This is a genomic window from Paenibacillus sp. EKM301P, assembly GCF_011800295.1.
GTDB classification, from domain to species: Bacteria; Bacillota; Bacilli; order Paenibacillales; family Paenibacillaceae; genus Paenibacillus; species Paenibacillus polymyxa.
Map to the genome: position 1 here is coordinate 333,652 of NZ_JAALFM010000003.1, position 12,593 is coordinate 346,244.

The 12,593-nt window shown below is 49.2% G+C and carries 12 protein-coding genes; 5 read left to right on the forward strand and 7 right to left on the reverse strand.

Translation table 11 applies throughout. The annotated features are described in order from the left end of the window. Positions 1–25 precede the first annotated feature (25 nt). Together HFD99_RS09730 and HFD99_RS09735 are read right to left on the reverse strand one after the other, a co-directional pair. Positions 26–535, reverse strand: coding sequence for a MarR family winged helix-turn-helix transcriptional regulator (locus HFD99_RS09730; protein ID WP_016822737.1), 510 nt, complete (start codon positions 533–535; stop codon positions 26–28). Beyond that, positions 525–2,897 carry an ATP-dependent DNA helicase gene (locus HFD99_RS09735; RefSeq protein ID WP_167440878.1) on the reverse strand — a complete coding sequence of 791 codons (2,373 nt, stop codon included), beginning with the start codon at positions 2,895–2,897 and terminating at the stop codon, positions 525–527. Before HFD99_RS09735 ends, HFD99_RS09730 begins: the two co-directional genes overlap by 11 nt. 168 nt (positions 2,898–3,065) lie before the next feature. On the opposite strand from HFD99_RS09735, the gene HFD99_RS09740 reads away from it, so the two are divergent. Both HFD99_RS09740 and HFD99_RS09745 read left to right on the forward strand, forming a co-directional pair. Then, positions 3,066–4,142, forward strand: a complete 1,077-nt coding sequence (locus tag HFD99_RS09740) for a diguanylate cyclase (RefSeq protein WP_167440879.1) — start codon at positions 3,066–3,068, stop codon at positions 4,140–4,142. Positions 4,143–4,276: 134 nt separating this feature from the next. Then, the gene (locus HFD99_RS09745; protein WP_013373596.1) at positions 4,277–4,450 is read left to right on the forward strand and encodes an aspartyl-phosphate phosphatase Spo0E family protein; all 174 of its coding nucleotides are present in this window, start codon (positions 4,277–4,279) and stop codon (positions 4,448–4,450) included. Positions 4,451–4,513: 63 nt separating this feature from the next. Here the strand turns inward: HFD99_RS09745 and cidR are convergent, their stop codons facing one another. Next, positions 4,514–5,419, reverse strand: coding sequence for a cidABC operon transcriptional activator CidR (cidR, locus tag HFD99_RS09750; RefSeq protein ID WP_025366094.1), 906 nt, complete (start codon positions 5,417–5,419; stop codon positions 4,514–4,516). Between the two features lie 131 nt (positions 5,420–5,550). On the opposite strand from cidR, the gene HFD99_RS09755 reads away from it, so the two are divergent. Beyond that, positions 5,551–5,922: a CidA/LrgA family protein gene (locus HFD99_RS09755; protein WP_016822733.1), complete on the forward strand. Its 372-nt coding sequence runs from the start codon at positions 5,551–5,553 to the stop codon at positions 5,920–5,922. Beyond that, positions 5,919–6,596 (forward strand): CidB/LrgB family autolysis modulator, encoded by a 678-nt coding sequence (locus tag HFD99_RS09760; protein WP_016822732.1) that lies wholly within the window; start codon positions 5,919–5,921, stop codon positions 6,594–6,596. Before HFD99_RS09755 ends, HFD99_RS09760 begins: the two co-directional genes overlap by 4 nt. A gap of 151 nt (positions 6,597–6,747) precedes the next feature. Here HFD99_RS09760 and HFD99_RS09765 read toward each other — a convergent pair whose 3' ends face one another. The 3 genes from HFD99_RS09765 to HFD99_RS09775 all read right to left on the reverse strand — a co-directional run bounded on the left by HFD99_RS09765 (position 6,748) and on the right by HFD99_RS09775 (position 10,780). Further along, a complete protein-coding gene (locus HFD99_RS09765; protein WP_167440902.1) occupies positions 6,748–8,451 on the reverse strand; it encodes a glycerol-3-phosphate dehydrogenase/oxidase in 1,704 nt (567 codons plus the stop codon). A 227-nt stretch (positions 8,452–8,678) separates the two neighbouring features. Beyond that, on the reverse strand, positions 8,679–10,169 hold the full coding sequence (gene glpK, locus HFD99_RS09770; RefSeq protein ID WP_167440903.1) for a glycerol kinase GlpK: 1,491 nt from the start codon (positions 10,167–10,169) through the stop codon (positions 8,679–8,681). Between the two features lie 53 nt (positions 10,170–10,222). Continuing rightward, positions 10,223–10,780: a glycerol-3-phosphate responsive antiterminator gene (locus tag HFD99_RS09775; RefSeq protein WP_031462425.1), complete on the reverse strand. Its 558-nt coding sequence runs from the start codon at positions 10,778–10,780 to the stop codon at positions 10,223–10,225. A 247-nt stretch (positions 10,781–11,027) separates the two neighbouring features. Between HFD99_RS09775 and HFD99_RS09780 the strand changes: the two genes are divergently transcribed. Then, positions 11,028–11,525, forward strand: coding sequence for a DUF1036 domain-containing protein (locus HFD99_RS09780; protein WP_016822728.1), 498 nt, complete (start codon positions 11,028–11,030; stop codon positions 11,523–11,525). Between the two features lie 96 nt (positions 11,526–11,621). Here HFD99_RS09780 and HFD99_RS09785 read toward each other — a convergent pair whose 3' ends face one another. Then, positions 11,622–12,575, reverse strand: a complete 954-nt coding sequence (locus HFD99_RS09785) for an alpha/beta hydrolase (protein ID WP_167440880.1) — start codon at positions 12,573–12,575, stop codon at positions 11,622–11,624. Between the last annotated feature and the right edge of the window lie 18 nt (positions 12,576–12,593).

Genomic DNA, 12,593 nt, shown 5'->3' on the forward strand with positions numbered 1-12,593 from the left:
ATTCCTTATCCCCGACATCAGGGATTCAGCTTTTCGGCAACGACCGCTCAAAACCGTTTTTCATTTTTCCAAGCAAACCCTTCATCATCTTATGATCCTGTGGCGTAAACTCAGACATGCATGACCGAATCAGCTTCGTATAATAAGGGACTATCTTACTTAATAGCTCTCGTCCTGCCTCTTTTAAGCCGACAGTCACCATCCGTCCGTCACTCTCATGAGCCACACGTTCAATCATGCCATCTCGCTCTAATCCGTCGATCAACCCCGTCATGGTTCCACGCGTGACATCCGCTTTTTCCGCTAACTCCGATGGTGTCATGCGATGCGGCGCATGACAATGCAACAGACTAAGAACAATAATCCGGCCCTGAGAAGCCCCCAACTTGGTCAAATCTGTATCCATTTCCCTGAAAATACCGTTAGCCAAGCGCGCAAATGTCACAAAAGTCTCTATATTATCTACTTCGGCATCCTCATGTCCAAAGCTACGCAGCACCCCGCGTATGGAGTCATTATGAAAATTAAAATTCATAGTCCATCCATTCCTTCCTTAAATCCGCTTGTTCCGTCAAACGGTAGCTTTTCCATTCGTCTGGCAGCAAAGAAGCATATGGCTCCTTGGCAAAACGATCATCTACCAGGACCAGCAGCCCTTCGTCATGCTCTGTGCGAATAAGTCTGCCTCCTGCCTGAAGGACCTTGTTCATCCCCGGATATACATACGCATAGTTGAAACCATTTCGTCCCTGTTCCGAAAAATAATCCCGCAGCACATCCCGCTCCGCTCCAATTTGCGGCAAGCCGACGCCGACGACCACTACCCCGTTTAAGCGATCACCCGGTAAATCGACGCCTTCAGCAAACACACCCCCCAGTACGGCAAACCCAAGCAGGGTACGCTCTTGCCCAGGCTGGAAGGTGTCCAGGAACCGATCACGCTCCGGTTCGGTCATACCTGGACTTTGTACCAACGTATCTGCAGACACGTCCCGAAGCATGAACTCCTCATATACCTCACGCAGATACGGATAAGACGGGAAAAACACAAGGACGTTCCCTTTCCGCTCAGCAACCAATCCAGCCAGCATATCGGCAATCGCCCCTTTGGAACGCTCACGATCCCGATAACGGATGGAGAGCGGCAGCAGGCGTACATCCCATTGCTCCTGATGGAAAGGGGAAGGGACCTGTAACGTATAGTCTTCCTCGCTTGCTCCGAGCATGTCCCGGTAATAAGCAAGCGGTGTCAATGTCGCCGAAAAATATATAGTTGAGCGGTAGTTCTTTACAGCCTGTCCCAGCAAATGCGAAGGATCGAGACAAAACAGCTTGATCCTCACCTCACTGCGCCCCGCTTCAATATAAGTAATGTAACGTTCATCGTATAGAGCAGCGATTCGCAGCATATTTTGAGCGGTAAAATACGTATCCAGAAGCAATGCGTAGGCCGTCCCCTCACTGCTTGCGCGGCTTGTACTGCTCCCCGTCACCAGTTCACGTTCAGCAGCTTCCACAAAAGGCACTAACAGCTCTAGCACCCCTTGCGGTGCTGATGTTTCCACTGCTTTTTCTGTATCTGCATGCAGCTTGCGCAGCGTAATCATATGTGCGTTCACTGCACTCGCAGCCGCAGCAATCTCAGGGCTAAGCAACTTAAATTCTCTCTTCAGTTCCAAAAAAGAAGATTTCAGGATTTCCGCCGAAAACATGTCCCGACCGCGTTCCACCAGATTATGCGCCTCATCCACCAGCACAACACCTTTTCGCTTGTGCTCCTCCAGCAATCTTTTCAGAGAAATCCGTGGATCAAAAACATAATTATAATCACTGATTATACCATCCGAGGCATACGCCACATCTAGCGAAAATTCAAAGGGACATACCTTATGCTTGCGCGCATAATGCTCAATCACCGCCCGCGTCATTAACGTCTCATTCGCCAAAATATCGGACACCGCACCGTTAATCCGGTCGTAATAGCCCTCGCACATGCTGCATGCTCCTGCATCGCAATCATTTTCATCCTTGAAGCAAATTTTATCCTTCGCCGTCAACGTTACCACATGCATATGCAACCCCTGGGCCTGCATTCGGGCATATGCCTCTTCAGCTGCTGCCCGAGTGGTGGTACGAGCCGTTACATAATATACTCGCCTAGCCAGTCCTTCGCCAATCGCCTTAATCGCAGGATACAAAGTGGATACCGTTTTACCAATACCTGTGGGTGCTTTGGCAAACAGGTTAACCCCTTCGGCAATCGTCTTATACACCGAACCCGCTAGAGTTCGTTGACCTGAGCGATACGTGTCAAAAGGAAACTCCAACATAGCAATACTGGTATCCCTCTTCTCCGCATGTGCTCTCAGCAGGAATGCATACGGTGCATAACCAGCAATCATTTCCTGAGCGAAAGCCTCCAGCTCTGCAAAAGCTAGCATCCGTCTGAAGCGGCGAATATTTTCACTGTGTGCTTGTACATAAGTAAGTTGAACTTGCATGGAATGATGCTGTTCCTCACGAGCAATCATATAGGCATACAGAAATGCTTGTGCCCAGTGCACCGGCTGGCCGTCCCCCTGAATATCTTCGAGGGGCTGAGAGATTGATTTAATTTCATCAACCGTCCATACGCCATCCAGCTCAATCAGTCCGTCACAGCGGCCTTCAATGATAAACAATTCACCCTCATACAAAATTTCTGTACGTAAATGCACCTCTTTGCGGTCATGCTCCTTGTAACCTTTCTGGATAACCTGATGCACGCGAGTTCCTTCCTGCATACTGCTATTCGAACGAAAGCCGCTCTGAATGCTGCCACTTCGATGCACATATTCCACAAGTGGACGCACCGAAATGTGAATTGGTTCCTTCATACGATCACCCGTTCCGGTCATAGTCCTTACACTGTACCACGTAGATCAACGAAACGTAAGGGACATAAGAATCGTTTGTGGTCGATTGGTATTCATTCATATCTACTTTTTACCGAAATATAGAAACGAGGCCTTTTTCTTTATTCCCAACGATACTACAACTCACATTACAGCATAAAGGACAGGGATATGTTAAAAGAATTAATTAACAATTTTGCGTTATTAACGAGCTTCTTATTCTTTGGAAATTTATTTTCCCGGAAATATGAACGTTACCTGAAAAACCACGCACTCATTCATCGGGTAATGAACGGTTTAATGCTGGGTCTGTTTGGCATTCTGTTAATGATGACCGGTTTATGGATCCGTGGGCACTTTGTGGTTGATCTGCGCCAACTGGCGATTATCATATCTGTTTATATGGGGGGATCGGTATCCGGTCTGCTGACCACCCTGATCATAAGCCTGTACCGTATTTACATCACTGGAGGTTGGACGGATATTTCTTTGACTGCTACTGTCAATTGCTTCATGACATTAGTCGTTTCACTTATCTTTATTCGAGAAAAAAGGCTAACACTCAGCAAATGGATGTCAGCCGTGCTTGGAGCTGTTGTTGTGTCGCTGTTATCTACTTTCTTTGTGGCTAATCCTCCGAATTCGGAAACTATTATAATAATCACAACCGTTAAGATGCTGGGCGGCTTGTTCACTTATTTTATGATGTCCCATATCAGAAAAACAGAACGGGCTATTCATCTGCTGGAAGAAGCTGCAAACCGGGATCATTTAACCGGGTTATACAGTCCGCGTGCTTTTGATGCGCTGTTCGAAGAGGTACTTCATGCTTCCAAGACTACAAAAAAACCCTTTGGACTCGTGATGCTAGATATTGACCACTTTAAAAAAATTAATGATACGTATGGTCATTTGAACGGAGACACCGTCTTAAGCCAACTGGGAATTCTGTTAAACCGGGAATCTACAACAAGGGCATATCCCTCCCGTAAGGGCGGAGAGGAATTTGCAATTTTACTCGGAGATTGTGATACCGAAAAGGCGGCAAGCTTTGCTGAGAAGATCCGGAAAGCTGTGGAAAATGAATGTTTTCTCTTGAATGACGGAACCATAATCTCTTTAACCGTATCCATCGGAGCAGGCAGTTCTCCTGTCATTGCATCAAGGCACATACTCGAAAAAGCAGACGAAGCATTATATGAAGCTAAACGGTCAGGACGCAATCGGGTAAAGTTGGCAAAACCATAATTATTAGTCGCTAAATGTCAGGAAAGCTGGATTAATGTTAATAAAAAGTGGTAAAATGGAAATAACATCGTTATCAAAAAAACTTCTGCCGCTAGTGGAGACATGCCTTACAATCGACATGGGGGGTGGGCTTTGTGAACCTCGAACAATTGGAAAAACTCATGGAAAAAGAACGCCGTGAACTGAATCGCATGGCTGACTTACACGGATTAAGAGATGAACGTGTATTGGACAAATCCTCCAGGCTTGACCGTATTATGGACAAGTACCTTCACACCAAGCGCGCAATCAACCAAACACACTCATAAAAGCAAGCTACTTCGCTGCCCCTCAGGGCAGCTTTTTTATGATGTAAGCCACTTCCGTCCTTCTCACCGACGACTTCCGCCATATTCTGTCCGCAACAATCGCTGTGTGAAGGATATCCACTCTCTGGCCGCAAAGGACAGATACCGATCGTTCCGCCAAATCATCCCCAAATGCCAAGGAATGACAGGGTCCACCAGCGGAAGAACACGCAAACGTTCGGAATCCAAATCCCGGCATATCGCCTCCGGCAATAACGCTACTCCCAGGTTGGCAGCAACCATTTCGCTAATCAAATCCCATTGAGAGCTTTCGTAGACTACACGCGGCTGAAAGCCGGCACGAACACATTCGGCAATGATACGGTCATGCAGCGTAAAATCCTCACGGAACAGCACAAACGCCTCCTCTGCTAACGCAGATAGCGGCACCTCCTTGCACTCAGCCAATGCATGCGTAGGATGAACGAGCAGATTCAGCTTTTCCTCCACAAATAGAAATGTCTCGAACATATCGCCAACCGGTGGCAGCACAATCACCCCGATATCCAGCGCGCCAGCTTCTACGTCCTGCTCCACTTTCTTCGCTCCATCCTCGAACAATTGAATCGTCACATCGGGAAAGGCCTTGTGAAATTCTCCAATGACACGCGGAAAAAAGCTCGATCCGACCATAGGAGGCAGACCAATGCGGATATGTCCTTTTTTCAGGTTCATCAAATCACTCAGTTCCGAGGACAGGCTCTGAAAGGACTTCACAATCGCTTGGGCCTGAAGCTCAATGACCTTGCCCGCATCCGTCAGTTCGATTTTTTTGCCAATCCGATCGAACAGAGTAACTCCCAATTCTTCTTCCAGGCTTTTAATCGTCTTACTGATCGTCGGCTGGGTAATAAACATGCTCTGGGCTGCCTTCGTAAAGCTGCGCAACCGCGCGACTTCCAGAAAATATTGCAAATGTCGGATATCCAAAGCTACACCTTCTTCCATAGACAAACGGAATAGACTTCATTCTTTATATGCATTTTACTCATGAAAGCTTGTGATGTAAAATTTCATTACAGTTTGAAAATAACGGATCTCGAAGATAGGAGACTTTATATATGAAAAGCTTCATACGCGGTGTCCTTCAGATCGCCGTCCTGATGGCCTTTTCGCTCATCCTGAACGCGGTGGTCTCCTGGCTCCACCTGCCTGTACCCGGTAGTATCATCGGTATGCTGATTCTCTTTATTCTGCTGCAAACGGGCGTGGTTCGACTAAGCTGGATCGAGGTTGGCGCTAACTGGTTGCTGGCCGAGCTGCTATTATTCTTTATTCCCTCCGCTGTTGGCGTTATGAATTATTGGCCGATGCTGGAACACGACGGCATGAGCATTATGCTGGTCGTGCTGCTCGGCACCTTCCTGGTGATGGCCTGCACAGGTATGATCGCCAGTCTGCTTGGTAAACGAAAGGAGCATAAATCATCATGACCGGTCTTCTATGTATTATATTAACACTTGCTATTTACTGGATGGCCAAACGCATGTACCGCACATTGCCCAAGGTGTATTTGTCCCCATTGCTCATTACACCTGTGGTTATCATTTTGATTTTGACGCTGACGGGTGTGAACTACCGTTCTTATAATTCAGGCGCTCATTTTCTATCCATGCTGCTACAGCCAGCTACGATTGCATTTGCTGTCCCTTTGTACCGATATTTCCCTGTGTTAAAAAAACACGCGGCCCAAATCGTGCTTAGCGTGTTATCTGGATCTGTCGTAGCCGTGCTGTCCTCTATGGCGCTCGCCAAGTGGATGCACCTGGACTCCTCGCTGCTAAGCAGCCTGATTCCTCGCTCCATTACGACACCTATTGCGATGAATGTATCGCAAACGATTGGCGGTAATCCGACGGTCACGGCTGTATTCGTTATTCTGACCGGATTGAGTGGTCTTATTATCGGCCCGATGATTGTCAAACTATTTCGGATTGAAAATGAAGTTTCACGCGGGGTATTGCTTGGTACCGGTGCTCATGGTACGGGTACTTCCAAAGCGTTCGAGTTCAGTTCGTTGACAGGTACGATTTCCAGCATCTCGATGGTGCTCGCCGCTCTCTTTACCTTGGCGGCTGCCCCATTCCTGTTCCACCTGATGCTGTAAGCCATCTGTATACAATGAAGCAGCGATTCTCTTATGAATAGAGAATCGCTGCTTTTGTTTTGTAAGACCCTTTTTCGCTTAAAGCAGTGGTGAGAAACGAAACGATTGTAGAGAAGCGGAGCGGTAAAGGATACGCATCCCTCACGTTGTATCAGATGGCTTTAACAGCGCTGGCTTCCGCCTCTACCTCTACAGGTGTCACAGCTTCATACAGATAAGCATCCAGTTCAGTCGTATATTGGCGTTCTTGCTCGGCGCTCCAGCCTGCGTACTCGGACATCCATGCAATGACAGCCTGCTTCCAGCGCTTCACCTCGTCAATCTGAAAGAACAGTGCTCCAGTGCGACGTATGAAAAAGTCAGACGGTGTCACCGTCATTTCCTGTTCCATCGCGTACAATAGCGGAACACGCACTTCTATAGGCAACGCCGCTTCCGTCTCGGTGGCGTTCTTTATGCTCCGTGTCGCTATGGCGAACAGTCGCTCCACATTTGAGCCATAGCGAACAGCCCATGCTCTAGCGGTTTCCGGCGATAGACCGAGCGCAGCGCCCGCTATGGCCTGCTTGCTCACGAAAGCGTCCCAGCCCGCCGAGCCGCCTACATTGCCGCCCGAAATCGGGATATGCCTCGTGCGGCATGCCCGAAAGCTTTGCCCATGCAAGCGGCCCAGCCCCCGCACCGCGCGATCCACGACGAGTTCGGACATTTTCCGGTAGCCTGTCAGCTTGCCGCCTGCAATCGTGATCAGACCTGAACGGGATTCCCAAATTTCGTCCTTACGTGAAATTTCCGAAGGGCTTTTACCGTCTTCATAAATGAGCGGGCGTACTCCTGCCCAACTGGATTCCACATCTGCAACCGTCAGCTTCACATCCGGGAACATCCCGTTGATCGCTTGAAGCACATACGCCCGGTCTTCGGCGGTCATCCGAGGGTGCGCCGTATCCCCTTCATACACCGTGTCGGTCGTACCTGCATAGGTTTTGCCATCACGCGGGATCGCGAACACCATGCGTCCATCCGGTGTATCGAAGTACACTGCTTGTTGAAGCGGGAAGCGCTCAGCATCGAATACCAGGTGGATACCCTTCGTCAGGCGAAGCACCTTGCCCTCTTTGGAGCGATCCATTTCCCGCAATGTATCTACCCATGGCCCGGCAGCGTTAATGACCAGCGAAGCCCTGATCTCGTATGGCTTTCCCGTTACCCGATCGGTTACACTGGCGCCGCTTATTCGTCCGCTGTCATACAGCAGCTTGTCAGCCTTGGCATAGTTCACGGCCAGCGCCCCTCGTGTAACGGCTTCCTTCATCACCTCAATCGTCAGGCGAGCATCGTCTGTGCGGTACTCCACATAACTCCCGCTTCCCTTCAGTCCTTCTCTCTTCAGCAAAGGCTCGCGCTCCAGCGTAGCCTGGATGTCCAGCATGCGGCGGCGCTCACTACGCTTCACGCCAGCGAGGAAGTCATACACCAGCAGACCAATCGAGGTGGTGAACGCATTAAATGTGCCACCCTGGTGAAAAGGAAGCAGCATACGCTCCGGAATGGTCACATGAGGGCCATTTTCAAATACGATAGCTCGTTCCTTCCCGACCTCGGCTACCATCTTAACCTCAAATTGCTTCAAATAACGAAGACCGCCATGCACCAGCTTGGTAGAACGACTGGATGTGCCTGCTGCAAAATCCTGCATTTCCACCAGAGCCGTCTTCAAACCACGATCCGCAGCGTCCAGCGCAATTCCCGCCCCTGTAATGCCGCCACCAATAATTAAAATATCAAAATGCTCACGCCCCATACGTTCCAAAACAGCCGTTCTCTCCTGTGCAGCAAATCCCTGTTCTCCCATCATCTATCCCTCCAATTTCGTACATGTCTGCTTTGCCATCTGACACCGAATCACCAAAAGATACAAAAAAAGACCACGAACATCGCTGCGGCGGATGCCGAGCGGTTCATGGTCTCTCCAAGTCTCCTGACGAGTATTAACTTATCTATATCGTAGCATACACAGTACACGATGAAAAGGGGAATCTGCCTGTTGTCAGCTGACTGCCTACTGTCGTAAAACCACCTTTACTTGAATGCCATCGCGGCATGGACTGCCTTTTTCCAGCCGCCATATCGTTCAGCCCGCACTTCTTCACTCATGGTCGGAGTGAAGGTTCGGTCACTCTGAGCATATCCCCGGACTTCATCCAAACTGTCCCAGAAGCCGACTGCCAGCCCTGCCAAATACGCCGCCCCCAGTGCCGTTGTCTCGTTCACAGCAGGTCGTTCCACAGGCAGATCGAGAATATCGCTCTGGAACTGCATCAGGAACTCGTTCATCACTGCGCCCCCATCTACACGCAATGAGCGCACAGGTACACCCGAGTCGCTCGCCATGGCGGTTAGAACATCTTTGGTCTGGTAGGCCAGCGATTCCAGTACCGCTCGTATAAAATGCTCCTTGGATGTTCCCCGTGTTAAGCCAAAGGTCGCGCCGCGCACATCACTGTCCCAATACGGGCTGCCAAGACCCACAAAGGCTGGGACAAAATATACACCCTCCGTTGAGGTCACCCGCGCCGCATACGCTTCACTGTCTTTGGCCTCGCGGAACATACGCAGCCCGTCACGCAGCCACTGAATAGCAGACCCGGCTACAAAAATGCTGCCCTCCAACGCATACTTCACCTGACCGTTCAACCCCCATGCAATGGTAGTAATCAGTCCATGCTTCGATTCACAGGGTTCATCTCCGGTATTCATCAGCATAAAGCAGCCCGTACCGTATGTATTTTTAATCATGCCTTTGTCAAAGCATCCCTGACCGAACAAAGCTGCTTGCTGATCGCCCGCCGCTCCGGCAATGGGAATTTCCTGTCCAAAAAAATGATAATCCACCGTATTCGCATATATTTCGGAGGATGACCTCACCTCCGGCAGCATAGACGCAGGAACGCCGAGAATATCCAGCAGCTCCTCATCCCATTTCAGCTCATAAATGTTGTACATTAGCGTACGAGCAGCGTTGGAATAGTCCGTTACATGCGCTTTACCGCCAGACAGTCTCCAGATCAGCCAGGTATCGATTGTACCGAACAACAGCTCTCCGCGTTCCGCCTGGGCTCGCGCTCCTTCAACGTTGTCGAGTATCCATTTGACTTTGGTACCCGAAAAGTAGGGATCAATGAGCAGCCCTGTTTTGCTATGAAAAGTTTGATCAAGTCCACGGCCTTTCAAGTCCTCGCAAATCCCGGCCGTTTGCCGTGACTGCCATACCAGCGCATGATATACCGGCAGGCCTGTATGTTTATCCCACACCACCACAGTTTCCCGTTGATTGGTAATGCCAATTCCAGCAATTTGACTGGCTTTCACACCTGATTCCGACAGACAAGAGGCGATGACGGCCAAAATAGAGCTCCATATTTCATTCGCGTTGTGCTCTACCCATCCCGGCTGGGGAAAATACTGCGGAAACTCCCGTTGTGCCTTGTACACCACTTTCCCCTGCCGATCAAACAAGATGGCCCGCGAACTAGTTGTGCCCTGATCCAAGGCAAGAATGTACTGTTCCATCATTTTTCAGTCTCCTTGCTTTATGTATGTTGCCTACTTGATTCAAATAGAAGCTATCGCTTATAGTGCTCAAACAGTTGTTTATTGGAGGTGGTAACTGCTGTAGCTCCCGCTGCCAACGCCGCCTCCACATCCTCCGGGGTACGAATAAGTCCGCCAGCCAAAATGGGAATCCCTGTACGTTCACTGACCTCCGCAATCATCGGTGGCACAACACCAGGCAGCACCTCAATATAATCGGGGCGCGTTTTTTCCACCAGTGCGTAGCTTTTTTCCAGCGCAATCGTATCCAGCAGGAACACTCGCTGTACAGCAAGAATTCCCTTTTTTTTGGCGGTTGCAATCACCCCGGAACGGGTCGAGATAATCCCAAATGGCTTAATCTCCTGACACAAATACTCAGCGGCATACTCGTCATTCTTCAAACCCTGCACCAGGTCGGCATGCAAAAGCATCTGCTTGTTGCGGCTCCTTGCCATCTGGTACAAGTTGCGCAACTGCGCTACATGCGTATCCAGAAAAACAGCATACTCATAAGAGCTGTCCAAAATATCCTCCAACTGCTTCATGTGCTTAGCTGCAGGTAAAATGCGTTGTCCCTGAAATGGCATGGATATCCTCCTTAGGCCGAATGGCGGTCAAAATCGTTCAAATTTTATATTATCACTCTGGTCGACGAACGTGAAGCGGTTCCATAAGAATACCCCTTTACACTCCATATATTCCTTTATTTATAAACAAAATCCATGGATCATCTCATGTTCTTTTTTTGTACTTTTTGGTTGTCCGTATGTCTATTACTTTTTCAGAGAATTCGCATAGATTGATATTAATCTTTCAAAGAATGGAGTGAATAGAATGGGTTTTTATGTTCGTAACAGTACGTCTAACCCTATTTCAGTTGCCGTTGGATACTATGATTCTGGTTGTAGCCCTATCACCTATGCTAAGAGAGGGTGGTACCGTATAGAACCCGGTAGACGCGCATTTCTTGTAGCTGGATCAGCCGCAAACCAAACGTTTTATGTCTACGGACATGACAGTTTTGGTAATTCGTGGGGCGGTGATTTCTACACAGATGTTCCTAGAGAGGCTTTCACAAGATGCTGGATAGCAAGTTGCCAGGGCCAGGGCTGTAGAAGCGTGGGGTTCGAGGAGATCAATGTTGGGAATTTTGAAAACTACACTCTAAACCTTGTAGATAGTACCCAAAGTGCATCTAAGTCAAGACGTACTCTAGTGGCGAAAAAAAGAAAAACCAATTTTAAATTAGGGAAGTTCAGCTTTATAAAATCACCTGGAAAATTAGGTAAGTTAGGCAAGAATAGAAAACCGTTATATGGTAAACGCAAATAGAATTATATAAACAGAACCAAAAGAAGCACCTCCCTCCATGAGCTGGGAGGTGCTTCCTTACATACTAACTGTGTATTCCTTCACTCGTCTATACAATTAGCCCCCAAACCCTTGGCGCAGCCACGAGGTAGCAAGCGTGATCGCGCCGCGCTTGGCCGCGGTTTCCGACAATGGGTTCAGCATCACAAAATCGTGTATGATGCCCTGAAAGCGTACAGCGGTTACATCTACCCCAGCTTCACGCAGCTTGTTCGCATAAGCCTCCCCTTCATCACGCAACACATCGGCCTCGCCTGTAATAACCAGCGCACGCGGTAGCCCTTTGAGCTGGTCCGTGGTGGCACGTAACGGGGACGCCGTGATCTGCGCTCGTTCGTTAGGATCTGTCGTATATTGATCCCAGAACCATTGCATCCCTTCACGGCTCAGGAAATACCCTGTGGCGAACTCATGGTACGATTCCGTATCAAAAGAAGCGTCCGTCACCGGATAGAACAGCAACTGTTGCCGAATGGCAGGGCCACTGCGTTCTTTGGCCAGCAGAGTTACAGCTGCAGTCATGTTACCACCGACACTATCTCCGGCGATCGTCAGCGTATCGGGCTTCAGCCCATGCTCGCGCCCATGCTGTGCCACCCATTGAACGACCGCGTAAATTTCCTCAATCGCCGTCGGATATTTAGCTTCAGGTGACAAGCTGTATTCAGGGAATACAACAGCTGCCTGTGAGCCTACTGCCAATTCACGAATCAGACGGTCATGCGTATGAGCATTACCGAATACCCAGCCTGCTCCGTGGATATATACAATGACCGGGAGATCACCTGACACCTGTTGTGGACGAACAATTCTGACCTTCACCTCACCGCCAGGGCCACCTGGAATCGACAGATCCTCCAGATCTGCGGCAGGTTTATCTGCTGGACCGGATTGAACCTCATTGACCGTTTCACGTCCTTTTTCAGGACCCAAATCATACAGAAACGGAGGCTTGGCATTATCGTCTGCGAATTTTTGCGCTGCGGGCTCCAACTGTACTTTTTTACTCATATCGTTTCACTCTTCCTT

What these genes read in the sequence shown, in the direction of transcription:
- HFD99_RS09780 (WP_016822728.1), top strand. Translation starts at nt 11,028, where the DNA reads ATGGGTTTTTATGTTCGTAACAGTACGTCTAACCCTATTTCAGTTGCC.
- HFD99_RS09735 (WP_167440878.1), bottom strand. Translation starts at nt 2,897, where the DNA reads ATGACCGGAACGGGTGATCGTATGAAGGAACCAATTCACATTTCGGTG.
- HFD99_RS09730 (WP_016822737.1), bottom strand. Translation starts at nt 535, where the DNA reads ATGAATTTTAATTTTCATAATGACTCCATACGCGGGGTGCTGCGTAGC.
- HFD99_RS09740 (WP_167440879.1), top strand. Translation starts at nt 3,066, where the DNA reads ATGTTAAAAGAATTAATTAACAATTTTGCGTTATTAACGAGCTTCTTA.
- HFD99_RS09755 (WP_016822733.1), top strand. Translation starts at nt 5,551, where the DNA reads ATGAAAAGCTTCATACGCGGTGTCCTTCAGATCGCCGTCCTGATGGCC.
- HFD99_RS09765 (WP_167440902.1), bottom strand. Translation starts at nt 8,451, where the DNA reads ATGGGAGAACAGGGATTTGCTGCACAGGAGAGAACGGCTGTTTTGGAA.
- glpK (WP_167440903.1), bottom strand. Translation starts at nt 10,169, where the DNA reads ATGGAACAGTACATTCTTGCCTTGGATCAGGGCACAACTAGTTCGCGG.
- HFD99_RS09785 (WP_167440880.1), bottom strand. Translation starts at nt 12,575, where the DNA reads ATGAGTAAAAAAGTACAGTTGGAGCCCGCAGCGCAAAAATTCGCAGAC.
- HFD99_RS09760 (WP_016822732.1), top strand. Translation starts at nt 5,919, where the DNA reads ATGACCGGTCTTCTATGTATTATATTAACACTTGCTATTTACTGGATG.
- HFD99_RS09775 (WP_031462425.1), bottom strand. Translation starts at nt 10,780, where the DNA reads ATGCCATTTCAGGGACAACGCATTTTACCTGCAGCTAAGCACATGAAG.